Origin of the sequence: Flavobacterium pectinovorum (assembly GCF_900142715.1) — a bacterium.
Taxonomy (GTDB): Bacteria; Bacteroidota; Bacteroidia; order Flavobacteriales; family Flavobacteriaceae; genus Flavobacterium; species Flavobacterium pectinovorum.
This window is the reverse complement of record NZ_FRBX01000001.1, coordinates 396,819-422,756: the sequence shown is the minus strand read 5'-3', so window position 1 is coordinate 422,756 and position 25,938 is coordinate 396,819. Positions and strand designations below refer to the sequence as shown.

The following is a 25,938-nucleotide window of genomic DNA, read 5'->3' as shown; positions in this document are numbered from 1 at the left end:
CAAAGTTTTTTTTAGCCACGAATTTATATTGTAAATTGTTCAATTATACTTTGAACGTAATTTTTACCGCAAAGCACACAAAGATCTTTCGCAAAGGTTTACTTAATATTATAATAAGTAGGCAAAGTTGTCAAAGCTAAATCAACACAAAGCTTTGTGAACTTTGGCTTTTTATAAAATAAATAAAGAACTTTGCGAATCTCTGTGAAAAAACTTTGTGGATCTCTGTGGTAAAACTAAGCTCAAAATAATAAACTAAAAACTCTTTCCTCATTTTGGATACAACTACAAGGGATTTGGCTACTTTACAACCTTATTGTTGATGGATCTTTGTGTTATTAAATTAAAACACAAAAATCTAGCAAATTATGAGTACAATACAAAAATTTAAATTAGGAAATCAGGGGCTTATCGTTCCGAATATTGGTTTAGGGTGTATGGGAATGACCCAAATTGCAGGAATGGATATTTATGGCAAAGCCGATGAAAAAGAAGCTATTGCAACAATTCACAGATCACTTGAGTTAGGTGGAAATTTTCTGGACACAGCCGATTTATATGGTCCGTTATTGAATGAAAGATTAGTAGCAAAAGCTATAAAAGGCAATCGTGATGCTTATGTTATTGCTACAAAATTTGGCTATGAAATTGATGATAACGAACAACTTACCTGGCAGTTTAACGGCAAGAAAGAATATGTAAAAAAAGCGGTAGAACGTTCTCTAAAAAACCTGGGAACGGATTATATTGATTTGTATTATTTACACAGACTTGACCCAAATACCCCAATTGAAGAAACTGTGCAGGCAATGGCTGATTTGGTAAAAGAAGGAAAAGTGGGCTATATAGGATTATCTGAAGTTTCATCTGAAACGATACGCAAGGCACACAAAATTCATCCTTTGACTGCAGTACAAACAGAATACTCTTTATTTGAAAGAAGTGCTGAAGAAGCTGGTATTCTGGATACGTTAAACAAGTTAGAAATTGGTTTTGTTGCCTATTCACCACTAGGAAGAGGTTTTATTTCAGGAGATATAAAAAGTCCGGATGATTTTGATGATACTGATTTCAGAAAAGCAATTCCGCGTTTTCAGGGAGAACAATTTTATAAAAATATAGAATTGGTAAATGAAATTCAGAAAATGGCAAACGAAAAACAAATCACCGCTTCTCAATTGGCACTTTCATGGATTGCATCAAAAAATATTTTAGCCATTCCGGGAACGAAAAGAGTCAAATATGTAGAGCAAAATATCGCCGCTGCGCAAATGGTTCTTTCTGCAGATGAAATGAATCGATTAGAAACCATTATTCCGCTTGGTACACAAACCGGTGCCAGATATGATGCTGCTAATATGGCTGGAATTGATCAATAATTTACCTAAATAAATCACTCAGGAAAAGTTATCTTTACGGTAGCTTTTCCTCTTTTATATTGTTTTAATATATTGTTTTAATATATTGTTTTAAATATTCGCTATGAAAAAAGAAGTTCATATTCCCTATACCATTCAATCCATCTCAGAATTACACTCTTTACTCAAAATTCCAAAACCGGAACATCCTTTAGTGAGTTTTGTCGATTTAAGTAAAATAACCTGCCATTTTGATGACAATCTAAAAAGTGTTGTTTATTCTTTTTATACCGTTTGCATCAAAAAAGGTTTTACGGGAAAAATGAAATACGGACAAAATACTTATGACTTTGATGAAGGTGTAATGACTTTTATGTCACCGGGACAAGTAATTTCTACAGAAGTTAGCGTTGATACTGCAGTTTATGGCGCAATGCTGGTGATTCATCCAGATTTTATTCAAAACTATGCTTTGGCCAAAAACATAAAAGATTATGGCTATTTTTCATATGCCGTTAGCGAAGCTTTGCATCTTTCTGACAAAGAACAAATTATGATTACCGGAATCATGAAAAACATCGAACAGGAATATTGTTCTTCTATCGATGCTTTTAGTCAGGATGTAATGGTTTCACATATCGAATTGCTGCTTAATTATTGTAACCGTTTTTATAACAGACAATTCATTACCCGAAAAAATGTCAATAACACTCTTTTAAGCAAACTTGAAACTTTGTTATCTGATTATTTTGAAGGAGATAAAGTTCAAAAATTCGGATTGCCCACCGTTGCTTATCTTTCAGATGAACTGAATGTTTCTCCAAATTATTTAAGTGATATGCTGCGTTCGTTAACGGGACAAAGTACACAGCATCATATTCACAATAAAATTATCGAAAAAGCAAAAGAATTACTAACAACAACTTCGTTAAGTGTGAGCGAAACGGCTTTTCAATTGGGATTTGAATATCCGCAGTCTTTTAATAAATTGTTTAAAAGCAAAACCAATGTATCGCCGTTGGAATTCAGAAGTTCGTTTAATTAAAGTAGCTTTATTTAAGGTTTTAAGTTTCAGGTAACTTTTGAACTTAATTTTCTACCACAGAGATTCACAAAGGTTACGCAAAGTTTCACAAAGGAAAAAACAATTACTTTGTGAAGCTCTGTGAAAAAACTTTGTGAATCTCTGTGGTAAAATCTACATCCAACAAACCTGAAATTAATTCTTCAATCTTTCATGCAGGATTTTAAAATACGGAAATGCCTTTAACAATCGGCTGCCATGCCAGGAGAACATTTCACCGTCAACGAAAATAGTTTTTGCGTGATGCGTAAAACGTCCAATTTCAAAAGCATCTTCTTCTTTAAAAGGATAAGGCTCTGAGGAAAGAAAAACCAAATCAGGATCGCCTTCCAATCTCATTTTTTTGAGTTCTATTTCAGGATAACGGCCTTTGTCCTCGTATATATTCTGAAAATGATTCAGTTTTAATAATTCATTGATGTAGGTGTCATTTCCGGCAACCATATAAGGATCTTTCCAAATAAAATAAGCGGCTTTTTGCACCGGAATATCCTGAATGTATTTTTTGAAATCGCTTAAAGCAAAAGCCAGTTTGTCGTTCCACTTTTGCGCTTCGGTTCTGCAATTAAAAAGCTGCCCGAAGTCAGAAATCATCTGAAAATTATCTTCTACAGAAATAATATTCGTTACCCAAACCGGGCAAATTGCACTTAATTGTTCGACAATTTCAAGCGTATTTTCTTCTTTATTGCAGATAATAATATCGGGCTGCAAGAGTTTTATTTTTTCAAAATGAATCTTTTTGGTTCCGCCAACCATTTTTTTGGTTGATTTAAAATGATATGGATGTACACAAAACTTAGTTATTCCGATGATTTTTTCTTCTAAACCTAAATCAAACAACAACTCGGTTTGAGATGGCACTAACGAAATGATTCGTTTTGGAGAACTTTCAAAAGAATGTAAAGTGCCTATTTGATCTTTGAGTTGTTTCATGTTTGTTTTGTTTCAGGTTTCAAGTTATTGGATTGTGTGTGTTTTTTACCACAGAGTTACACAAAGTTTTTTCACGGAGATTCGCAAAGCTTTTTAAAACTGTTTAAATTACCTTAGTGCAACTCTCCGTGAAAAACCTTTGTGCAACTCTGTGGTAGAACTATTCTCAAAGTAAAGCAATGAAACTTTAAACCTGAAACTTAGAATTAATTATCTCTTCCATTTCTTTTTGAACTGAAAGCGCTTCTTCCCTTGCCTTTTCAGCAAAATCTGTTCCTTTTGAAGCGTAGATAATCGCTCTTGCAGAATTGACTAATAAACCAACTTTGTCATTCATTCCGTATTTGCATACTTCAGATAAGCTTCCGCCCTGCGCGCCGATTCCGGGAACTAATAAAAAGCTATCTGGAACAATTTTCCTTATATCGGCAAAATATTCTGCTTTTGTAGCGCCCACAACGTACATTAAATTATGGCTGTTTTTCCATGTTTTAGACGTTTCTAAAACCTGTTTATATAATTCTTTTCCATTTACATTTAAAGTCTGAAAATCAAAAGCGCCTTCGTTTGAAGTTAAGGCTAACATTATAGTATGCTTGTTTTCGAATGCCAAAAAAGGTTCAACTGAGTCTTTTCCCATATATGGTGCAACGGTTACACTATCAAAATTTAAATCTTCAAAAAAAGCTTTTGCATACATACTTGAAGTGTTTCCGATATCACCACGTTTTGCATCGGCAATGGTGAAGATTTCAGGAAAATTCTCGTTGATGTAATTGATTGTTTTTTGTAATGAAATCCATCCTTTTATTCCGTACGCTTCAAAAAAAGCTGTATTTGGTTTGTATCCCACAGCCAAATCGTGTGTTGCATCAATTATTGCTTTATTGAACTCGAAAATAGGATCTTCGGTTTCTAATAAATGAGGTGGAATTTTGGTTAAATCAGGATCTAATCCAACGCATAAAAATGATTTTTTTTGAAGAATTTGTTCGTGTAGTTGTTGTGTTGTCATTCTTGTTTTTTTAGTTCTTCTAATTTCAAAGAAATGGCTCTTTTTAGAAAGTATGCAAAAATAAAAAAAGCCACTCAATTAAGAATGGCTTTTTGGTATTATATTCAGTTTGGTTTACAAATTACCTAAGTAAACAATTTCTGTTCTTCTGTTTTCTGCTCTTCCAGAAGCGGTTTTGTTTGATTTAACCGGTTTTGAAGATCCAAATCCCTGAGAAGTTAGATTTGCAGGGTTAACACCTTTTTCAATTAAAAGGTCCATTACTGCTTTTGCTCTGGCTTCAGATAATTTTTGGTTTGCTTTTGCATTTCCAACATTATCTGTATGACCGTTAATGGCAAATTTAGCATTTGGATAATTTTTCAATATCTCTTTTATAGCGTCTAATCTTCCAGAAGTTACACCTTTTTTAGCGTCATTTAAAGTCGCTTTTCCAGTTACGAAGAAGATCGATTTTGCTTCTACTTTTAATTGCTCTAATGTTGCTTTTGTTACTTTAGGACAACCTTTGTTTTCTGCAGGACCTGCAATTAAAGGACAATCATCTTCTTTGTCAGAAACGCCGTCTTTATCAGCGTCTAGATCCGGACAGCCTTTATTTTCAACTAAACCTGCAACATCCGGACAAGCATCATCTTTATCTAAAACGCTGTCTCCATCTGTATCCGGCCAAGGACATCCTTTGTTTTCTACCGGACCGGCAACTGCTGGGCAAGCATCAACATTGTCTAATAAAGTATCTCCATCTGTATCTTTCCAAGGACAACCTTTGTTTTCTTTTGGACCTGCAACAGCTGCACAAGCATCGTCTTTATCAAAAACTCCATCTGCATCAGTATCTGGCCATGGGCAGCCATTATTTTCTGCAGGACCTGCTACTTTTCTACAAGAATCCTCTTTGTCAATTACACCATCTTCATCAGTGTCTTTAAATTTCTTTTCGTAAACCGGAATTTTCAATCCAAGGTAAAAATCAGCTGCTTTAGATTCTTTCGAAACTAAATTACTAAGAATCGATCCCGAACCTACGAAGAAAGTTCCAACACGTAATCCTGAACCAACTTGTGTTCCGCTGTATTCCATCCAGGTAACCGGCAAATAAAAACTAAACCATCTGCTTTCGTAACGAGGTGATAAACTCACTCTGTTTGCAATACCATTTCCGTTTAGTTTACCTGAAGATACCATATTAATATCTCCATTAAGATTCAGGTAAAACTTATTGTGAATATTCCAGTCAACATCAGGATGAAGTGCTGTTGGCAAGTTTGTTTTTAATCCTTTTGAAGTTGAAACTTTTGTATAATGTTCATTCAAAAAGTCGTAAAAATCATCTGCATTATCAATCATTTCCTGAGTGATAGATCCATTTACGTTGTAAGTATCCTGTTTAGCATCTTTGTAATTGATAGATCCAATATCTGTTACAGACAATCCAAAACGTACTTTGTATTTATTTAAATCCCTGAAATTATTATCAGCAGGTTTTGCTTTACTTAGATCATATTTATCATAATCCGGTCTCCATTCGTACACAAGTCCGAAATCAAAACCAAAACCTCTTGAATTAGCATCAAACTCATAATCCTTGTTGGTTTCCCAATCCTGGCTTGTACCAATAGTAAGCTGTCCTTGAGAATTTAAGGTTCCATTCTCAGGATTCGTAGTATTTTCAACATAGGAAAGATTGATATTATTTCCCTGAATATATCCGTTTGTTCCACCCTGAAGGTATTTTGCCGTAATACCACCTTTTAAAAAGTGTTGGTCTTTTTGATATAAAACTGCGGCATAAGAAATACCCAATTCTCCCCATGAGTTTGAAGATCCATTGGCATTTCCGGCATTAAAATTAAAATTACTTGCTTTATCCAGACCATCTTTCACCTGATCTACAAGGTTTCCGTTAATGTTTCTCAAATTACTTACAGATCTGGCTCTTGTAAAAACCGCGATAGTATGTTTTGGCGCAATGTTGAACATAAATGACGGTCCCATAATATCAAAATTAATCACCGCATTGTTTGCATTTGATGGGCTTACTTTAGACTGAGTGTCAAAATCATATCCGTCTTTATAAACATCAGAAAGTTTAACTCCGTATAAATCATTTTGCACAGACCCGCTTATAGAAAACAAGTTAATATCTGTTTTAAAACGAGAATCGGCTATAGAAGCCGGATTGAAAAGAACGCTTTGAACTCCGGCGTAATTGTCCTGAAAATACCCTATGTAGGATTGGGCATTAACGGTTAAGGTGCATGTAAAAAGAAATAAAATAAGTAGTGTTTTTTTCATTTAGAATTTGGTTTAAAATTTAGTTGGCGGCAAAACTACAACAATAGATTTGTTATTATGTTATGCTAACATTGAATTCATGTAACATCTTTAATAAATTATGTAAATAAAAAACTTAGTGTATTTTTTAATTTTGGCCTAAACCTAAAATAAAAGGATTATGAGCCCAAATATTGGAATTACGCCAAAAAGTTTAAAGAAAAGTACAAGTATATTAGCCACGATTTTATCTAACGAAATGACCTTATATGTAAAAACCAGAAAATTTCACTGGAATATTTCAGGAAACAGTTTTATGGAATTGCATAAATTATTTGAGGACCAATACCGCGTTTTAGAAAACAACATTGATGAGGTTGCTGAACGCATTAGTCAACTTGGAGAAAAAACTATTGGAACAATGAAGGAATTTATTGAAAACTCTACCTTAAAAGAATCTCCAAAAGAATACGCTTCACAAAAAAACATGCTGGAAGAACTTTTAGAAAACCACGAACAATTAGTTACAGAATTTAGAGACTATATTCCGGTTTTTGAGAATGATAATAACGATATAGGATCTGCTGATTTTATTACAGGTTTATTACAACAACACGAAAAAATGGCCTGGATTTTACGTCGTTATCAGGTTTAAAGCTTAAAAATGTGAATTATGCAACAATCCTAAAAATGGATATAACACATCGTTATGGATTAATTTGCAACTTTACAATACTATAAATTACTAAATAAAACTATCATGAATACGACAGAGATAAAAGGAAACTGGAATGAGTTAAAAGGGAAATTAAAACAAAAATACGCTGATCTGACAGATGATGATTTGATGTATGCTGAAGGTAAAGAAGACGAAATGTACGGAAAACTTCAGCAAAAATTAGGTAAAACTAAAGAAGAATTTCATCAAATGTTATCGGATTTGTAATCCTTTTTGACCCAATCAAGATACCGTCTAATTTTTTAAACTTAGACGGTATTTTTTTGATTAGCTCAGTGAACGAATTGACAAATAAATTTCACTTAAATCTGTAAACTCAACAAAAAGTCCAAAAAATTTAACTATCTTTAACCCTATTTCGATCCTATGAAACTATTTATAAAGTTTGACATCAACACAATTTGTTCTCTATTTTTAAAGCAAAAATTAGAAGAACAAAACATGAATTTTACCACATTAGGTTTTGGCGAAATTGAACTAGATGAAAATCTGAGTGTTGAAGCGCTGGAAACTTTAAAAAATGATTTAAGCCCATTTGGTTTTGAAGTTGTTGAAAACCAAAAAAGCGTTTTAGTTCAAAAAATTAAAGACGCTATTATTGAGCTTGTTTACATGGATGACAATAATAATTTTAAAAGTTCTGTATTTTTGGCAGAGAAATTAAATCATAGTTACGGTTATTTATCTAATGTATTTTCGGAAGTAACTTATTCTTCTATCGAAAATTTTATTATTTTGCAAAAGATAGAAAGAGCCAAACAATTGATGCTAGTCAATGAAATGAGTTTAACCGAAATTGCTTTTTTACTTAATTATTCGAGTGTTGCTCATTTAAGTACCCAGTTTAAAAACACAACAGGAATAACTCCTTCGGCTTTTCAGAGAATTATTAAAAAAAGAAGAGAGAATTTAAAATAAAATACACAACCAATAAACCCACTAATTCGATGCAAAAAAACGCATTACACATTTTACTCGCTGATGACGATGAAGACGACCGCCTTTTCTTTAAAGATGCCTTTGAAGAAGTAAGAGTGCAAACCAAAGTAACATTTGTTCATGATGGTCTTCAATTAATGGAACATTTAATGCAACCGGATGTAAAATTGCCTGATATTTTATTTCTGGATTTGAACATGCCTAAAAAAACAGGAAAAGAATGTTTGATCGAAATTAAAAAAACCGAACATCTTAAAAATATAATTATTGCCATTTATTCTACCTCATCGTCTGAAGAGGATATAGAAGACACTTTTATTGAAGGAGCTAATATTTATATTAAAAAGCCAAGTGATTTTAACACTTTAAAGAAAATTATTAATGAAGTCGTGACGTTAAATTGGCACTATCACACGTCTGGTTTAAATCGTGATAATTTCCTGTTGCGCCTAAAATAATAATGCTTAATGAAATGGATACCCAAGTTTAATTCTTCAAACTCATTGAGAGTTATTTTTGTAATCGCAGTTTTCATTCTGTTATTTCTTTCCTCAATTGCTTACAAACACAACCAGGATTTAAACGAATCCAGTAAACTTGTAATGCATACTTATGAAATAAACATTCAATTAGAGCGGTTAATGTCGGCGATAAAGGATGCCGAAACGGGACAGCGTGGCTATATAATAACACGTAACGGCCGTTTTTTAACTCCTTATATTTATTCTCGCGACAAGGTAAATACTTCATTTATTACATTAAAAAAACTTACAGCCGATAATCCGAAGCAACAAAAAAACCTTCAAAAATTATTCGGGCTTATTACACAGCGTTTTACTTCATTCGAAAACTGTTTTAAATACAGCAATCCACAAACATATGATAAAAGAAAACTCGACAATCATATGTTTGGCGGACGAATTTTAATGGATAACATTCGTTTTCAGGTTGATGAAATGAATGATATCGAAAAAAGATACCAGCAAAAAAGATTAAAAATATACGATCAGGAAATTTCTTTAAGTCCTGTTTTCTCTATTTCACTATTTTTAACCGCATTAATCTTTATTATTCTTTCTTATAGACAAATCAGCAAAGACATTAAACGATTAAAAATATTCAACAAAAAACTTTTGATTTCTTCCCGATTAATGGCCGAGTCTGAGGTTATTGGTAAATTCAGCACCTGGCAATGGGATCTTGATCTTAATAAAATCGATTATTCAGATAATCAATATCGTTTATTAGGTTTTAAACCAAATGCTTTTGTTCCCGAAAAAGATACTTTTTTAAATTTTGTACACCCGGATGATAAAGAGGCTGTGGCAAAATCTATGGAAGGAATTGTCAATAAAAAACAATTACCTTTTATTTACTATAAGATTACGCTTCCAAATAATGAAATAAGATATTTTAAATCGACAGGAAAATTATTGACCGATCAGCAAGGAAGCCAGATTTTGCTCGGAATCAATTTTGATATTACCGACGAGCATTTATTAAACATAGAACTTCAGGAACGTAATAGAGAACTGGAAAAAAGCAATCAGGAACTTGCGTCTTTTAATCATGTGGCAAGTCATGATTTACAGGAACCTCTTCGAAAAATTCAAACCTTTATTTCAAGGGTTTCTGATGCAGATAAAGCTGTTTTATCAGATAGCGCCAAAGATTATATTAGTAAGATTGAAGTTTCGGCAAAAAGAATGCGTGTTTTAATAGACGATTTACTTTTATTCTCGAGAACGAATACTACTAAAAAGGAATTCATAAAATCGAATTTGAACGAATTACTCGAAAATGCCAAATCTGAATTAACTGAAATCATTGACGAGAAAAAAGCAACCATTACGGTTTCAAAATTACCGAAGCTCGATGTTATTCCGTATCAAATCGAACAGCTTTTTATCAACCTGATTGGAAATTCCTTAAAATACAGTAAGCCTGATATTCGACCGGAAATTGATATTGTGACCGAAAAAGTTTCATCAAAAGATTATCCTGATTTATTAGAACCAAATAGTAAGAAATTCTATAAGATAACTTTTTCTGATAACGGAATGGGATTTGATTCTCAGTTTAAAGAAACCATCTTTATTTTATTTCAGCGTTTGCATTCTAAAACAGATTACCCGGGAACAGGAATTGGTTTAGCGATTTGCAAAAAAATTGTCGAGAACCATAAAGGTCATATTACTGCTGACAGCATCTTAGGGAAAGGCTCTGTATTTACTGTGTTTCTACCAGAATAAAACTTCCAAAAAACTACATAAAAAACGTTATATAAATCCATTATGGGAATTATATAACGTTTCTTTTTTATGCTGTAAAGCAAAACGCTTCATTCGTTAGCATCTTTGTAATGTAATACTTTAACAAGTAATTAATGAAAGCAATGCCCATATTGAGAGCAACATTTTTAAAAATATTCTTTTTAATAATTATCCTTTGCAACACGTCTTGCAATAAAAATAATCTAATAGAAAGTAACTTTAAAAACGAAGCTTTTAATACAAATGACAGAGAGCAAATGGAAGCTTATTTTTTTATTGCGACGGCAAATTTAAGTAAAGCTATTATTTCTAAAAGTCAGATTGCAGAACAAAAAACTTCAAAAAGTGTTATAAAGCAATTAAGCAGGAAAATTGAAAATCACCAAAATAATTTGTTAAGGGATATAGCAAAAATAGCCAATAAAAGGCTGGTGATTGTTACCGAAATAAACAACTCCAGTAAACTGGAATTATATAAGTTAACTGATACAAATGCTGCCAGCTTTGATGGAGTTTATCTGGATTCATTATTAGAATCATTAAACGAACAAATTGAAGCATTAGAATCAGTTTCTAAAGAAACAAATGACGAAGTGATTTTGAAATTAGTATTGCATTATTTGCCAGAAATGTATCAGCTTTTGAGAGAAACTGAACAAATTAAACAACAAATTAATTAAATGCCTTTAGAGCAATCATTAACCTAAATTAATCACAATTATGAAAATGCAATCAAATTTATTATGCGCCTTAGTCCTATTTATGACCGCTTCTTTTGGAGTACTACACGCTCAGGACGAAAATGTTACAACCGAGTTTGGTGTAAAAGGAGGTTTTAATATGTCTAATTTTTTATCAGACGACGATGAAGCAACTGACGAAAATATTCTGTATGGTTTTAATGCCGGTGTTTATGCCACATTACCAATATCAGATTTTGTCGCTATTCAACCAGAGGTTTTATTTACCACAAGAGGTTCTAAGTTAGAATATAACAATGAGCTTGTAAGTGGAGACGCAAAATTTAAATTAAACTATATCGAAGTTCCTTTATTAGTTAGAGTTAATATCACTAAAAACTTTAACCTTCAGGCTGGTGGATATGCATCTTATTTAGTAAGTTCTAAACTTACCGGAGACGGATCTGCTGAATTTGACGAAGATATTGACACAGATGACTTAAACAAATTCGATGCTGGTATCGTAGCAGGTGTTGGAGTTGACTTTAGCCCAATAAGTATTGGTGTTCGTTACAACTATGGTTTAACAACTATTGGTAAAGAAAGAACTGTTGCAGGACAAACTTATACATTCCCGGATACAAAAAACAGTAACCTGTCTGTTTACTTATCATACAAATTAAATTAAAAAACAAATCAATTAATTATTAACCATAAATAATAAGACCATGTCAAATTTATTATACACAATCGCAGTGATTCTGGTTATTCTTTGGGCCCTTGGGTTCTTTGTTTACAGCGCCGGAAGTATTATTCACATTTTATTAGTAATTGCCATTATTGCAATTCTTTTCAGACTTATTAAAGGTCGAGAAATTTAAAAAACACAAACAATTAATTAAATATACATTAATCCATTAAATCAAATATTATGAAAACTAGTAGCACAATTTTAGGAATTTTAGGAGCCGCAGCGGCGGGAGCATTTTTAGGAGTTTTATTTGCACCGGATAAAGGTTCAGAAACAAGAAAAAAAATAAAAGATAAATCAAAAGATTACGGAGATAACCTAAAAGGTAAATTTGACGGAATTGTAAGCACTATTACTTCAAACGGTAAAGATATTATCGAAGAAGGAAAAGCAAAATTCAATTCTGTAAAAGAAGACTTCAACACTGTTAAAGATGAAGCTAAAGCTGTGAAAACGAACTATTAAAAAAGTGAATTTTTTAAATCATAAAATACCTTTATCATGGAAACAAATGCAACAACAAGAGACGACGAAAACATTTTTGAAAAAGCTGAAAATTATACCAGAACAAGTATTGAATTAGTCAAACTTAAAACGGTATCTGCATCAGCAGATGTTCTTTCAACATTAACATCTAAAATTGCCGTTGGTGCTGTTGTTGCATTTTTTACCTTGTTTCTTAATATTGGGATAAGTTTATGGATTGGAAAACAACTTGGAGAATATTCTTACGGCTTTTTTATATTGGCGTTATTTTACCTGATTGTTGCCATTGTGTTAAACACATTTCAACATTCGCTAATAAAAACACCGATTGGAAATATGATTATTTCCAGCATTTTAAAAGAAACTAAAACTGATTCGAACGAAAGTGACAAAGCTTTAAATTAACTGTTATGGGAACCATTAAAGAAAACATTTTTACTGTTGACAGATTAGAACAAATGATTCTTGAAACAAAGGCGCAACAAAAACAGGACTGGATCGCTATTAAAGATGAAGTTGCAGAAATTAAGCACAATCTGAAACCGCTAAATCTGATTAGAAATACAGTTGAAGAAATCAATGAAGCAGTTGGCGTTAAAAGCCATTTGGCACAATCGGCAATCAGTATCGGAATTGGTTATCTCGCAAAGAGATTAGTAGTAGGAAAATCCGATTCGGCGTTTAAAAGCATATTCGGATCAGTAATACAATTGATTATAACCAATTTAGTTTCAAAACCTCATGAATCTGAATCTTCACATGAAGATAAAGATCCATCACAATACGAACCATCACAAGAGTAATTGTACAACCTTAAATTATGTATCATGGAAAAGTTAAATGAAATAATTATCAAAAATGGTGTTTACATGTACTCTAACCTATATAAATGTTTTGAATTTACGAGAGTATTTTTAGGTATCTAACTTGATTATACGTTTTATAAACAAACGGTTAATCAGTTAATATCCTTCACTATATATCTTAAAAGGTTCAAAGATGCAAAGGCTCAGAGGTACAAAGATGCCAAAGATGCTGAGTTATCAGATTTGAATCTTATAAAAAAGGGACTGTTTCACAAGTGAAACAGTCCCTTTTTAAATTTTATTAAATCGTAAGGCAGATTCTAAACCTTTGTACCTTTGTTCCTTTAAACCTCTGTACCTTTTTTAGAAAACCTCCGACGCTTCTTTTAATTTCTCCATATTGTTAACCAACTGTAATTCGGCAACAATTTTTTGGATATCACCGTTCATGATGTTTCCTAAATCATATAAAGTTAAACCAACTCTGTGATCGGTTACACGACCCTGAGCGTAGTTATAAGTACGAATCTTAGCCGAACGGTCACCAGAACTAACCTGAGATGTACGTTTTGTAGCATCTTCGGCCTCTTTCTTAGCCAATTCCTGTTCGTATAAACGAGAACGTAAAACGTTCAACGCTTTATCTTTGTTTTTATGCTGTGATTTCTGATCCTGACATTGCGCCACCAATCCGGTTGGAATGTGAGTTAAACGTACCGCAGATTTCGTTGTATTAACCGATTGTCCTCCAGGTCCTGATGAACAAAAGAAATCCACACGAACATCGTTCATATCAATTTGTACATCAAATTCTTCCGCTTCCGGTAAAACCATAACTGTTGCTGCAGATGTATGCACACGACCTTGCGTTTCTGTTTGAGGAACACGCTGAACACGGTGAACACCGGCTTCAAATTTTAAAGTTCCGTAAACATCTTCACCCGAAACCTCAAAAATTACCTCTTTGAAACCTCCTGAAGTTCCTTCGTTCATATCTACAACCGAAGTTCTCCAGCCTTGATTTTCACAATATTTAGTATACATTCTGAATAAATCTCCGGCAAAAATACTCGCTTCATCCCCACCCGTTCCGGCACGAATCTCGACCATTACGTTTTTAGCATCTTCAGGATCTTTAGGAATCAACATAAATTTGATTTCTTCCTCAAGTTCCGGCAATCTTTCTTTTGCTTCGTCCAATTGCATTTTGGCCATTTCGGTCATATCTGCATCACTTCCATCAGCAATAATTTCGTTTGCCTCATCTATATTAGCCATCAAAAGCACATATTCATCACGCTTTTCAGCCAATGCTTTCAGGTTTTTGTACTCTTGATTCAATTGCACATAACGTTTTTGATCAGAAATAACATCCGGCTGGATAATCAAATCTGAAATCTCGTCAAAACGCTGTTTTACTATTTGAAGTCTATCTAACATTTTCTAATTCCTTTTATTGGAGTGCAAATTTACGAAATTTTTGTTGAAAATTCTATTATTGATTTTTTGAGTTTTTTAATGGTGATTTCACAGATAAGTTTAATATTTTTTTGGAGCTGTTTCCTGTTATCCGTTACAATCTTTTGTTCCGCTAAGCTTCACAAAAGGATTTCCACTTCTATCAGGGCTAGGGGTTTGTATTTATTAAGGCGTTTATGGTTTTCCGTAAAATCATTCAGTTAAAGGGATTTATTTTTGGCAAAACTATTTTAAACAATTGACAATTAATCTTTTCATAAAATCAGGTGTTTTTACTTGGTGCTTAATTTAAAATAAAGACGATGTTTGTTTTTATAATTCAATTGACACATATGGCTATAAAATGATAGGGATTCATGAGCTAGTTAGCAAAGTTTTTTACATACTTAGTAACTAATAATTTTCAAAAAAATGACAAAATTATAAAAATAACTATGAATGATCTTTTAAACAAACTATCTTCTTACAACTTGTTTAACAATCTTCTTCCTGGAATATTGTTTGTAGTATTATTAAATCACTTTACTAATTATCAAGTTCCACAGGATAACTTATTACTTAACTTGTTTTTGTATTATTTTATTGGGCTCACAATAAGTAAAATATCTTCTATTTGTACTGAACCATTTTTAAAAGGACTAAAATTCGTAAGTTCTCGGGAATATAGATTTTTTGTAAACGCAACCAAAATAGATAATAAACTTGAAATTTTAGTAGAAACAAATAATAAAATTAGAGCCTTATTAACTATGATCTTAATGATTATATTTTCTAAAATATTTTATTCAATAAACATCAATTGCCTGAATCTTTCTGAAAACACCCGGCAATATTTGCTACTTATTTTTATTGCGATAATCTACTTATTTGCATATCGCAAACAGACTAATTATATAATTAAAAGAATTGACGCTAATAATTAAACTATGGATTTTGTAATAGACTTTTTATATGTTGGTGATGGTGACGGGATTATAATTTGGGGTAGAAACCCAAATGAAGAAGATTTTGTTTTCTTTCTTGATGGCGGAAATCAAGGGTTCGGAACTAAGATTATTAATCATTATAAAGAATGGATAAAACCTTATTTATATAAAACGAAAACAATTGCTTTTATTAATAGTCATCCTCATGCAGACCATATAAATGGCCTAATTGAAATTGTAAAAGAACTTGGAGAAGAAATGACTTGGGGAATTTACAATGACCCCGTTAAGTTTATTTCTGAAGAATTGAGAGAAAATATTAAACAATCAGCATTGAGAAAAGAAGATGCCGACATTGATCACTTATATAAGTCATTCCAAAAAGTTCAAGAATTAAATGAATTATGTGAACAATATAATATACAAAAATTTGAAGCATTAAGTGATGCTTTCAACTATGAGGAAATTAAAATTGTTTCACCATCTAGAGAATTTTACACATCTAAAGTTCAATTATTTACCAACATAGATTTCCTTAAAAAAGTCGACTATTCAAAATCCTTTACAGAAGTTAATGAAATATTAGAATCATTAAAACCTTGTGATATTGTTGATGAAAAAAATGATGCTTCACCTGAAAACCTTTCTTCGACAGTAATTGAGTTAATTGATAGTAATAACGAAAGATACTTATTAACGAGTGATTCTGGTGTAGAATCATTTGACGATATGGAAAAAAACGGCTTCAATACAGAGAACTTAAATTTTGTTCAATTACCGCATCACGGAAGCAGAAGAAATATCAGTACAAATTGGATTGGAAAGTTTGCACCGAAAATGTTTTTGATTTCAGCGGAAGGAAATGAAAAACATCCACGTAAGGCAGTTTTAAATTGTATAAAGAAGAATCTGCCCAATTGTAAAATATATAGTACTCATAAAAACAAAGGAACAATTTCATACACTACTAACAAAAGTGTATTCCCAGATAGAAATTGGGGAAATGCAGAACCAATATAAATACGCTACTAACTCAATTATATATGTCAGCTCTAATAAGTCTCCTTCATTTCCCTACTCTTATCTAATGAGTAAATAATCTATGCAATTAAGCTAATATAAATGAAAAAGAAAAATGATCTGAATTCGTAAAATTTTGTACACCATTAAGTAATTAAATATAATTTGAAATCAAAAGATAAAAAATATGCATATAGTAAACAGTTTTGAAGAATTAAAAAAAGTAGTTGGATATTCTTTTAAATATGATAAGAATAAATCAAAAATAGTTGGATTATTATTTGCACAACCTGATAGCTTTACTCAAGATGAAATTTTAAAAAAAGTTGATTATTATAATAATCGATCAAAAGAAACAATTGACTTTTTTTGTGTGGGTCATCAACCTCAAATGTTTGAACCTAATCTTCCTGTTGTGACTATAGTTGATGGAGAAAATTGGACATTTAATTCAAAAACATTTAATCAATTAAGAATTCAAACTGAGGAAGTAACAAATTGGGAATACTCTGGAAGTGTAGAATTGGTCTTATTTAATGCATATTTAGAGGATTCAAATGATAAAGTTAAACTTGATTTTTCAGATGCAATTTCAATTGATTTAGTACAAGCAAAAAATGAAGAACTAATAAACAGTGTAAGCGAAATATTCGAAAGAATTTTTAAAATCGCTGAAACGATAACAACCGATAATCCAACTAAAGAAATGAGTATAAAATTAATAGGTAATACTGGAAAAAAATCTTTCGTAAATATTCTTTTCAATCTTTTACCAGAAGTTATTAGAAAAGATACTAAGAAAATATATTTATATGGAACAAGTAATTATGATAAATAGACAGATGGCGCGGATATGTTATCAAGTTCTATAGCGCGGATTTTCAATCCATGTCCACAACGGTAAAGACAAGGAACTAAAACTGATATAGTTTGCGGGGCATGGATTGCAAATCGCACCCTATCCAGGTAAAAAATATTAGTAGCTATATATGTTCAAAATCACATCATACAGGATAAAGCATTCTGAATTAATAAAATAACACAAAATAATTAAATGACGCTTATATTAATATTACTTACTGTCATTGCTGTATTTAGTTGTATTTCAATGATAAATTTAATTGAGCTTAAAAAAAGATCAAGAAATCAAAATTCATTTACAGACGAACGATATTTTGAAATAAAATTTAAGTTACAATTCATTACTTCTATTGGAGCTATTATTATTACAGTATTTGGCTATATTGGATATGAAAATTATAATGCTATTCTCATAAAAACAGATGAACTTAATAATAAGCTCAGTAGGTTGGATAATCAAATTAATGATTATGATAAGAAAATAGAAACTTTAAATCTCTATAGTAAGGATATTGAAAAAATAATGGGTGTTTCTAAAAGTGATTTAAAATCTCTTAATGCAACAATTGCTAATATTAGGGATAAAAATGTATTAGATAAAAACTTTTATTTTATTGATAATTTATCTTTATTGTCATCAAATGAATTGAAAAAAATTTATTTTAAAGATTTAGTCACATCATATGGAGATAGGTTGCCAATATTTACTATACCGCCAACAATAATTGTAGCGCCAAGTACGGGTGGAAATTTCTTTATAAATAAAATTACTAATGAATATGTTGAATTAGGAATTGGCAGTTCGGTAGGAATTGATGATGATAAATTCCCTTTTACACTTATTATATCAAAAAGAAAATAATTAGTAATAATAGTTAACTCGATGACTTGGATCTATTTTAATGTTTGATAGCTCTGATTTACAATCCCTGCCCTCATAACACTAACATTCAAATAGAAAATCCATTCTTTGTGGGGCAAGGATTAAATCCTTGTTATCAGGTTTTTAAAATATTATATAATTAAAATAAACTATGAGTAATCTAGAACAATTCAAAAAAGATTTAAATGTGCATCTTGAAAATGAATTCAATGTATCAAATGAAACTGATAGCATTAAAAAATTAGCCGAAGCAGAAAATACGGTACATGACTTTGTAGATAAGTATATTGAAAAATTCGGACTGAATAGAAGCGATTTAAACATCACCTCTAGCGATTTAATAAGTGAATTTGCAAAAAGAAAAATCAAATACATAGAATAACTCGCTGTGCGAAGTATTCCTTCTTAAATGTCGCGATCGCTGTGCGAAGTCTCTCGACTTCGTACCCGTTCCAATAAGCAAATTTAGAATATAATATATTTTGCAAAAAGTCATTGTGCAAATAGAAAAATTACATAACGAATAATAGCAATCGGTACGAAGTCGGGAGACTTCGCACAGCGACACTCAGACGTATCAGCCTTGCAAATAAATCTTATACAAATCATCCAAAACCCCCCGCTTGCGCGAGCGTCCCGCTCGTCAACGCAATCTAAATCAATTTCAAATAATCTTATTATCCAAAGCAAAAGACAGCGCTTCGGTGAAATTTTTAACTTCAAAAGTTTCAAAAATTTTTCTTCTGTAATATTTTATCGTATCCGGAGAAACAAACATTTTTTCGGCAATCTGATTTATGGTTAAACCCTGAGCATATAAGCGAAGTATTTCCAATTCTTTGTCTTTTAATTTTAATTTATTTTTTGCAATCCAGACTTTGTCCGATAAATCAAATTTCCACAAAGTATCTGAACCCTGTTTGTTTATAATGATGTTTCCGGCTTTTTTATTGTGTGAAATAGAAACCAGACACAACGATTTCCAAACTGCTCCTTGCTGATTAAGAAAAAGTGGCGTCAGTTTATGATTAATAAGAATGGGTTTGTCATATTTCCCTTTTAAATGAAAATCATAAGATATGCTGTATAATTTTCGTTCGTCATTGTTTGGCAGTTTATCATAAAAATCAAATCCGGCATTATTGATGGTATTTAATAACTCCAGATCTTCCTTTGGAACATTATTAAAATAGAATTCATATCCCATTTCAAGCACTTCTTCTGCCGAAAAACCACATAAAAACAAAGGATTATTAGACACATATTCAAACTTCATTTCTTCATAATCAATTACATAAATACTTTGATACGTTATTTTTGCAAAAGATTTTATCACTTCCAGATAATTACCAAACTGAAATCTGTCTGCCTCCGATGTAGCTTCTATTTTGTTGCGGCTGAGTAAAGATCTTTTTTCATTTTCCATCTTATAAAAATACTAAAAACTACACAAAAGTGTAAAATGAATTTAAAATCTATTACTTTTTTTTGTACTGAATTTTAACTTTTTTTATTATGAGGAATAAATCAGTATCAGATTCTAGTTTAAAAGAACTAATTAAGAATAAAAAAGCGTTAAAAATAATTAGTATCGGATTAGGCATTTTATGGATTCTTATTCTGACCTGGATCGTTAGTATACCAAAATACAAGTTAATTTTTACGTTGTTGATTCTTGCCATTACAACAATAATCCCTATTTTAATTTTTATGAGTCATATAGATTCCGAAATTAAAAAACGTAATTCGCAGAACAGTTAATTAATCCCCGCTCTCCAAAGTCTTCACATTATCTCTCCACTCACACGTATCAAACTTGTAAATGCAGTTTATACAAATCATCCAAAACTTCCATTTCATCTTCTGGTAAAAGCTGTAAAGCAATTTCAAGTAAAGTCATTACATTATTATCAGCTTCATTAAATGAAAAACACGCCTGACTTCGGGCATCATCATTAAGCAAAATAATACTTGCTTTTAAAAGACTTGAAACCATTAAATTTAATTCGTTATAACCTGATACTTTTAATTTTACGCTAAACGAATTGTCACTATTATTTTCTGGTTTTAGTTTTTTGAATTTATTTAATCTTTTCATTGATTCTAGAAATTCCGTGACTTGTTTTTTATGTTCTGTTTCCATGATTTTCTGTTTTTTTCTTGAAAACAAAACTACAAGTAACATATTACTTTTAAGTGATCGTATACAATCGGTTGTATGCAACTGAAAAAGTTATGTTAGAAGTAAAAAACTAGGTAAATTCATTTAACATTCCTACTTTTAATCTCTCTAAACATACAAAATCAAACAAATGAAAACATATTTTGTAGACTCGTTTACAAACGAAAAATTTAAAGGAAATCCGGCTGCAGTCTGTTTACCAAACACAGAACTAGACACCAAAACGATGCAAAGCATTGCAACAGAAATTGGTTTTTCTGAAACTGCTTTTATAAAGCAAATCTCAGACAATGTTTACAGCATTCGATTTTTTTCGCCAAAAACAGAAATTCCATTATGTGGTCATGCAACATTGGCTTCATCTAAAATTGTTTTTGATACTACTTCATTTGAAAATATAAAGTTTATTAACCGTGATAATGTTGAGCTGCTTATTGAGAAAATAGGAAATAAAATCAAAATGCAATTTCCTGTTTATGACACCGAAGAAACAGAAGTTCCTCAAAAAATGATAGAGGCCCTTGGGATTTCTGAAATTGTAAATAAAAGATACAGTCCGAAAAATAAAATAATTTTAATTGAAATTAAAAGTGCAGCAGAACTGGCCAATTTGAAACCTGATTTTACCGCCTTACTAAATTCACACACCGGAATAAGTGGTGTTTTAGTAACTGCTGTTTCAGACAACGAAACTTTCGATTTTCATTACCGCTATTTTTGGCCTTGGGCAGGCACTAACGAAGATCCTGTAACAGGTGGTATTCAAACTTTTTTGACTAAATATTGGGCAGAAAAGCTCAATAAAACAAAATTTAATGCATATCAGTCTTCCTTAAGAACAGGAACGATGAGTACTGAACTTGTGGATGACAAAGTTTTCATTTTAGGAGAAGCTGTAAAGGTTTTAGAAGGGGAATTTGTTTTGTAATTTTACAATGTTGATATTCAAAATTATTTTGCTTTAAAAAAATAGAAAAAGTAAATATTTGTAAACTAATATCCAAATAAATGCTATTTCAGTTTTTTCTCACTACTATATAAATACAGAATAATATTAATATAAGTAAAATTTTAAAATATATTTTATGAAAAACATTGAACTTTACAAGGAATGGTTAATTAGTAGTGATTTTCATTATCAAAGATTCGATTCATTAGTTTATGTTTTGACAAAATATATTCAAAAAAAATTAGATGATGAAAATTTCGCAAAAGAAGTTGCTTCTAAATTTTCTGATGTAATTAAATCATGTGATGAAATTGACTATGAAGAAGATTCTACAGCAGTTGCATATGCAATTATTCATTTCCTACCAAGATATCATAGATTTCAAATGATTTTTGATACCCTTTTAGAGAAAAACTTAATTCCGATAAAGAATAATCCAATTAACATACTTGATATAGGAACTGGACCAGGGCCAACATTATTTGCATTATCAGATTTATATTTATCTCTAAAATTATTTGGTCAAGATAAAAACATTTACAAGCTAAAAAATCAAGAATACATTCCAGATTATGTTGAAAGAAGTAGTGGTTTCAGAAATTGGCTTCATCATTTTACAGAAATTGCAAATTGGCTTAGTAATGTAGAACATAAATGGATTGTTCCTTATCACCATGGTACCTTTCATGACTTTAACAATATAAAATTTGAAGAAAATTTTTTAAATCATTCATTTAATTATGATGGTGATCAAATTATTGAGTCAAGAATAAAAAAGTATAGATTTGATATAGTCTTACTTAGCAATTTTTTAACACAAGTTAGACAAGTAGATGATTTAAGTGAAGAGCTTCAAAACTGTATGCGCTTTATGCGCCACAATGGAAAACTAATTGTAGTAGGCGCAAATGGCTCTGTAGATTCAAATAAAGATTACGTAGAAATATATGAAACATTGAAAAATATAATTTTGAATGGAAAATATAGCAATCATCTTTTTCAATCTAAAGTAGAATATTTAGAAATCCTCGATAATAAACAATCCTTTTATTGTAATGATAGATATGGAACAAGAATCAAAGATTTCAACAAAGCAGTTTTGGAAATATTAATAAAACATAACGCTTTAGAACAAATAGAAAGCAAATTTAGAAATGCTTTTAAAAAATCTACGTTAGATGATTATAAATATCAATATAAATGGCAATTTCACGTTTTTGAAAAACATGGAATACCTAAACATGGATATTCTAAAGTTACTTATAACCCTAGATAAAATCCGATTGATCTGATATATTTTCAATATGACATGTACATATGCTTTCATCACTGGTTGAAGTTCCTCTCATGAACATAATCTTGAATTAAGCAACAGCAGCACATTCAATCCCTTTTTCTTCGGCAATCTGCATATCAGTTATTTTTTGGGCAACAGTTCCTTTTTCAAATAAACGGATGAATTTAAAAACGGCACTAACAAAATATCCGGGGTTCGAAACTAATCTGGCAATTTCTGTTATCCTTTCATCTCTAAGCTGTAAACAAGCTTCTCTTTGGTTTTCCGGAATCGCCACAAATTCATTGGCAAATTTCCAGGCACCGTTTCTGGCGGTTTCCATGCTAAAATCAATAAAGAAATTGTCTATTTTGCCTGTAAATTTAAGTATCCAGGTAAGTGTTGGCCAAATTTTGATTAAGCATTTTTCTACACCTCCAACCAAATTGCTCAAAATGGCGTTTATTTGGTCAAAATCATGTTTTAAATCTTCGATATCTTCTACTGTACTTACTTGAGCCGAGGCTATTCCTAAATCAAGATTCACATGCGCATTAATTCCGAGTAGTAAATGCTGAAGCACTATTGGCCAAAAATCTTCTGCCTGCTCAAAGGCAAATCCCCAACATTCTGATGGTTTTTCTTTGGCTATATATTGGTAATACGCTTTCAAATACCGATTGGCAAAAATGACATCCAGTTTTTCCATTCGCTCCCCATTTTGAAAAGAACCATTCTGAATTCCTTCTTTTACTTGTACCGTAACTTCACGATATAGCATGGTAAACAAACCTATAGCGCTTTGGTCTAATTTTGCTTTCTCTATTATTTCATCCAATAACTGAATTACTTCGTCTATAGTAGTGGCTTGTTTCATACTCATTTATAATTAGTTAGGATTAAATTAAGAAGAACGAATATAATTATTTTAATTTTCTAAAACGCACTTTTTGAAGCAATTATCTTGTTATTTTTCTATTTTATTTATTTCTGAATTGGCACATTTTTTTTGTGTTGTTAAAAATTATAAATTTGGTAAAAGTCTCCTGACATTATTTTCTAATAAAAACCAATATTTAAATACTAAACGCCAATAAAGATGAGAAAACATTAAAAAAATCTTCTGCTTGTTTACCTTCATGACAAAATTTACAAATAGAATTACTATAACAAAAAAAAATGAAACCAAAAAACCTACTCTTCATCCTCCTCTTACTATTTGGAAAAAACTTAACTGCTCAAAATAAAATTGATACTATTTTTAAAATTAAAATCGAACGCGCCATGATTTCGCGCGGAGATAACTTTCCTGATTTTAGGATTAAAAATGACAGTTTAGATAAATTTTTATTTGCACTTCACAAAGGTTTCTCACCAAAAGATTTTCAGGAGTATGTAAAATTCAGCGACGAAAAAATGGCTAGCGCTAGCGTACTTTTAGAATCCAAAAACTGGCTTCATAAAGTAAACAATCAATACAAGCCTACAGTTTTTATTGCCGATGCAAAAGACGGTGAATTACTTTATAAATATGCAAAACCAATTTCGGAAAAAATAACAAAATCCATTCAAAAAAACTTAGCCAAAATAAAAGAGCAATTCGGCAAAACAACAATTGCAAAAACGCAAGATTTTCAAACCTGGTCCTTTTTAGTTTTGAGTGATGTTCTGCTAGATTCCTGGCAAATTGATAATGTCGAAAAAGATTTTTTAAAACAGGAAGACAGACCTTTAAGAAACGGCAAACATTATTATTTTAAAATCGACGAAAATACAAATCAACAAATAGAATCTTTTGGAATCTACGGCAATCAAACCGAACAAATTGACGGTCGTTATGTAAGCGTATATGGAAATAACCGAAACCATTTAAAAACTGCTGCTTCTGAAAATTTAATTTCACAAACAGACAACCAGATTTTTGATAAAATGGCTAAAGATTATTTTCCAAACTTGCTGAATATTCTCGAAGAAGAAAGAAATTACAGTAAAAAGATATACACTAAATTAGGCTACGACAAGGAAATCTCTTTTGAGGAATTTTTTATTTGGTGGTATCATTTCATTTATACTCAAGCCACTAATGAAATGAAGGAAAAAGGGATTTTGACTATTCCAAAAAGTGGAAATTTTAGTTATATACTTGAAGAATAAGACAAACAAAGCTTCCAAAAAAATAACTAAACCCAGATAATCAAAAAATCCTTATATTTCATTTCGTGATTAGTTGTTAAATAAAATGCTTTAATTAATTATGGAAGCAAGATAACTGCTCTGCAAAATACTCCTTTTAAATTCGCAATTGATATGTGAAAATACATTTTCAAGTATAAAGTTAAAATACAATGGATAACTACCTAATAAACCTAATTGACAGAATGTTGGATACAAGCGACCAAAATAAGGAAGCTGGTTATGATAGTTCCAAAACCATTTCCTGGAAAGCTTTAAGAGAAGCCGAAAATGTTGAAAACACAGAATACATTCCACAACTAATTACCTTTATTGACAATGAAAAAGACAAAAAGAAACGAGACAGGTCTTATTTTCTCCTTGGTCATATTGCAAAGAATACAAGTGATTTAAAAGCACTAGATTACTTAATTTACCGCATTCAAAAGGAAACAGACAAATATATAATTGCATCTCTGCTTGACAGAATTGCAGCTATTAAAAAACCAATTGGAACAGATTTGCTACCATTAATTCAGGCAACAAAAAGTGACAAATGGTTAATTCGGCATAGTGCCATACAATCCTTAAAAAACGCATTGGATAGCGTCGCAGAAACAGCATTAATTGAAATTCTTAATGATTCTGATGATCCATACGACTTAGTTTATACAAATGCTACGATTAATACAATAGGAACACTAAGAGCTATACCTTTTTTAGAAAAACATTTAAAAAGCAGGAAAAGAGATGTAAAGGATTCTGCAAAATATGCCATTGAGGAAATAAAAAAAAGACAGGAATGATCGTGTTTTCCTGATTGTTATTAATTTTATATTAAAAGAA

The 25,938-nt window shown here is 31.2% G+C and carries 28 protein-coding genes; 21 read left to right on the top strand and 7 right to left on the bottom strand.

Annotated features, from left to right (window positions below):
- Positions 1 to 368: 368 nt before the first annotated feature.
- Both BUE22_RS01600 and BUE22_RS01595 read left to right on the top strand, forming a co-directional pair.
- Positions 369 to 1,379, top strand: coding sequence for an aldo/keto reductase (locus tag BUE22_RS01600; RefSeq protein WP_073393244.1), 1,011 nt, complete (start codon positions 369 to 371; stop codon positions 1,377 to 1,379).
- A gap of 103 nt (positions 1,380 to 1,482) precedes the next feature.
- Positions 1,483 to 2,403, top strand: a complete 921-nt coding sequence (locus BUE22_RS01595; protein WP_073393242.1) for a helix-turn-helix domain-containing protein — start codon at positions 1,483 to 1,485, stop codon at positions 2,401 to 2,403.
- Positions 2,404 to 2,577: 174 nt separating this feature from the next.
- Here BUE22_RS01595 and BUE22_RS01590 read toward each other — a convergent pair whose 3' ends face one another.
- From BUE22_RS01590 to BUE22_RS01580, 3 genes are all read right to left on the bottom strand, one after another.
- A complete protein-coding gene (locus BUE22_RS01590) occupies positions 2,578 to 3,378 on the bottom strand; it encodes an ABC transporter substrate-binding protein (RefSeq protein ID WP_073393240.1) in 801 nt (266 codons plus the stop codon).
- A 187-nt stretch (positions 3,379 to 3,565) separates the two neighbouring features.
- Positions 3,566 to 4,393, bottom strand: coding sequence for an orotidine-5'-phosphate decarboxylase (gene pyrF / locus BUE22_RS01585; RefSeq protein WP_073393239.1), 828 nt, complete (start codon positions 4,391 to 4,393; stop codon positions 3,566 to 3,568).
- A 114-nt stretch (positions 4,394 to 4,507) separates the two neighbouring features.
- Positions 4,508 to 6,691 carry a DUF5723 family protein gene (locus tag BUE22_RS01580; protein WP_073393237.1) on the bottom strand — a complete coding sequence of 728 codons (2,184 nt, stop codon included), beginning with the start codon at positions 6,689 to 6,691 and terminating at the stop codon, positions 4,508 to 4,510.
- A gap of 160 nt (positions 6,692 to 6,851) precedes the next feature.
- Here BUE22_RS01580 and BUE22_RS01575 point away from each other — a divergent pair, with 160 nt between their 5' ends.
- The 11 genes from BUE22_RS01575 (at position 6,852) to BUE22_RS01530 (ending at position 13,341) form a co-directional block, all read left to right on the top strand.
- Positions 6,852 to 7,325 (top strand): Dps family protein, encoded by a 474-nt coding sequence (locus tag BUE22_RS01575; protein ID WP_042566322.1) that lies wholly within the window; start codon positions 6,852 to 6,854, stop codon positions 7,323 to 7,325.
- 105 nt (positions 7,326 to 7,430) lie between these two features.
- The gene (locus tag BUE22_RS01570) at positions 7,431 to 7,616 is read left to right on the top strand and encodes a CsbD family protein (protein WP_042566323.1); all 186 of its coding nucleotides are present in this window, start codon (positions 7,431 to 7,433) and stop codon (positions 7,614 to 7,616) included.
- 159 nt (positions 7,617 to 7,775) lie between these two features.
- On the top strand, positions 7,776 to 8,327 hold the full coding sequence (locus BUE22_RS01565; RefSeq protein WP_042566324.1) for a helix-turn-helix domain-containing protein: 552 nt from the start codon (positions 7,776 to 7,778) through the stop codon (positions 8,325 to 8,327).
- A 29-nt stretch (positions 8,328 to 8,356) separates the two neighbouring features.
- Complete coding sequence (locus tag BUE22_RS01560) at positions 8,357 to 8,806, top strand: response regulator (protein WP_042566325.1); 450 nt, start codon at positions 8,357 to 8,359, stop codon at positions 8,804 to 8,806.
- A 9-nt stretch (positions 8,807 to 8,815) separates the two neighbouring features.
- The gene (locus tag BUE22_RS01555) at positions 8,816 to 10,600 is read left to right on the top strand and encodes a sensor histidine kinase (protein ID WP_073393235.1); all 1,785 of its coding nucleotides are present in this window, start codon (positions 8,816 to 8,818) and stop codon (positions 10,598 to 10,600) included.
- Between the two features lie 134 nt (positions 10,601 to 10,734).
- Entirely contained in the window at positions 10,735 to 11,301 is a 567-nt protein-coding gene (locus tag BUE22_RS01550) for a DUF4142 domain-containing protein (protein WP_073393233.1), read from the top strand.
- Between the two features lie 40 nt (positions 11,302 to 11,341).
- Positions 11,342 to 11,989 (top strand): porin family protein, encoded by a 648-nt coding sequence (locus tag BUE22_RS01545; RefSeq protein WP_073393231.1) that lies wholly within the window; start codon positions 11,342 to 11,344, stop codon positions 11,987 to 11,989.
- A gap of 40 nt (positions 11,990 to 12,029) precedes the next feature.
- Positions 12,030 to 12,182, top strand: coding sequence for a lmo0937 family membrane protein (locus BUE22_RS23550; protein ID WP_007811479.1), 153 nt, complete (start codon positions 12,030 to 12,032; stop codon positions 12,180 to 12,182).
- A 50-nt stretch (positions 12,183 to 12,232) separates the two neighbouring features.
- Entirely contained in the window at positions 12,233 to 12,517 is a 285-nt protein-coding gene (locus BUE22_RS01540) for a YtxH domain-containing protein (protein ID WP_042566329.1), read from the top strand.
- A gap of 36 nt (positions 12,518 to 12,553) precedes the next feature.
- A complete protein-coding gene (locus BUE22_RS01535; RefSeq protein ID WP_073393229.1) occupies positions 12,554 to 12,943 on the top strand; it encodes a phage holin family protein in 390 nt (129 codons plus the stop codon).
- A gap of 5 nt (positions 12,944 to 12,948) precedes the next feature.
- Positions 12,949 to 13,341: a hypothetical protein gene (locus BUE22_RS01530; RefSeq protein WP_042566331.1), complete on the top strand. Its 393-nt coding sequence runs from the start codon at positions 12,949 to 12,951 to the stop codon at positions 13,339 to 13,341.
- Between the two features lie 366 nt (positions 13,342 to 13,707).
- On the opposite strand, the gene prfA is transcribed toward BUE22_RS01530, so the two are convergent.
- Positions 13,708 to 14,784, bottom strand: a complete 1,077-nt coding sequence (gene prfA, locus BUE22_RS01525; protein WP_026981929.1) for a peptide chain release factor 1 — start codon at positions 14,782 to 14,784, stop codon at positions 13,708 to 13,710.
- A gap of 965 nt (positions 14,785 to 15,749) precedes the next feature.
- On the opposite strand from prfA, the gene BUE22_RS01515 reads away from it, so the two are divergent.
- From BUE22_RS01515 to BUE22_RS01500, 4 genes are all read left to right on the top strand, one after another.
- Entirely contained in the window at positions 15,750 to 16,769 is a 1,020-nt protein-coding gene (locus tag BUE22_RS01515; protein ID WP_073393225.1) for a ComEC/Rec2 family competence protein, read from the top strand.
- 187 nt (positions 16,770 to 16,956) lie between these two features.
- Positions 16,957 to 17,607, top strand: coding sequence for a hypothetical protein (locus BUE22_RS01510; RefSeq protein ID WP_073393223.1), 651 nt, complete (start codon positions 16,957 to 16,959; stop codon positions 17,605 to 17,607).
- Positions 17,608 to 17,823: 216 nt separating this feature from the next.
- Positions 17,824 to 18,492, top strand: coding sequence for a hypothetical protein (locus BUE22_RS01505; protein WP_124020499.1), 669 nt, complete (start codon positions 17,824 to 17,826; stop codon positions 18,490 to 18,492).
- Positions 18,493 to 18,664: 172 nt separating this feature from the next.
- Positions 18,665 to 18,895: a hypothetical protein gene (locus BUE22_RS01500; protein ID WP_073393220.1), complete on the top strand. Its 231-nt coding sequence runs from the start codon at positions 18,665 to 18,667 to the stop codon at positions 18,893 to 18,895.
- A 282-nt stretch (positions 18,896 to 19,177) separates the two neighbouring features.
- Here the strand turns inward: BUE22_RS01500 and BUE22_RS01495 are convergent, their stop codons facing one another.
- Together BUE22_RS01495 and BUE22_RS01485 are read right to left on the bottom strand one after the other, a co-directional pair.
- On the bottom strand, positions 19,178 to 19,939 hold the full coding sequence (locus BUE22_RS01495; RefSeq protein WP_073393217.1) for a response regulator transcription factor: 762 nt from the start codon (positions 19,937 to 19,939) through the stop codon (positions 19,178 to 19,180).
- Positions 19,940 to 20,323: 384 nt separating this feature from the next.
- Positions 20,324 to 20,656 carry a hypothetical protein gene (locus tag BUE22_RS01485; RefSeq protein ID WP_124020500.1) on the bottom strand — a complete coding sequence of 111 codons (333 nt, stop codon included), beginning with the start codon at positions 20,654 to 20,656 and terminating at the stop codon, positions 20,324 to 20,326.
- A gap of 169 nt (positions 20,657 to 20,825) precedes the next feature.
- On the opposite strand from BUE22_RS01485, the gene BUE22_RS01480 reads away from it, so the two are divergent.
- A complete protein-coding gene (locus tag BUE22_RS01480) occupies positions 20,826 to 21,623 on the top strand; it encodes a PhzF family phenazine biosynthesis protein (RefSeq protein WP_073393213.1) in 798 nt (265 codons plus the stop codon).
- Between the two features lie 157 nt (positions 21,624 to 21,780).
- Positions 21,781 to 22,920 (top strand): hypothetical protein, encoded by a 1,140-nt coding sequence (locus BUE22_RS01475; RefSeq protein WP_073393211.1) that lies wholly within the window; start codon positions 21,781 to 21,783, stop codon positions 22,918 to 22,920.
- Between the two features lie 88 nt (positions 22,921 to 23,008).
- On the opposite strand, the gene BUE22_RS01470 is transcribed toward BUE22_RS01475, so the two are convergent.
- A complete protein-coding gene (locus BUE22_RS01470; protein ID WP_073393209.1) occupies positions 23,009 to 23,803 on the bottom strand; it encodes a DUF5995 family protein in 795 nt (264 codons plus the stop codon).
- A 296-nt stretch (positions 23,804 to 24,099) separates the two neighbouring features.
- Between BUE22_RS01470 and BUE22_RS01465 the strand changes: the two genes are divergently transcribed.
- Both BUE22_RS01465 and BUE22_RS01460 read left to right on the top strand, forming a co-directional pair.
- On the top strand, positions 24,100 to 25,074 hold the full coding sequence (locus BUE22_RS01465; protein WP_073393207.1) for a hypothetical protein: 975 nt from the start codon (positions 24,100 to 24,102) through the stop codon (positions 25,072 to 25,074).
- Positions 25,075 to 25,265: 191 nt separating this feature from the next.
- A complete protein-coding gene (locus BUE22_RS01460) occupies positions 25,266 to 25,898 on the top strand; it encodes a HEAT repeat domain-containing protein (protein ID WP_073393205.1) in 633 nt (210 codons plus the stop codon).
- Positions 25,899 to 25,938 lie beyond the last annotated feature (40 nt).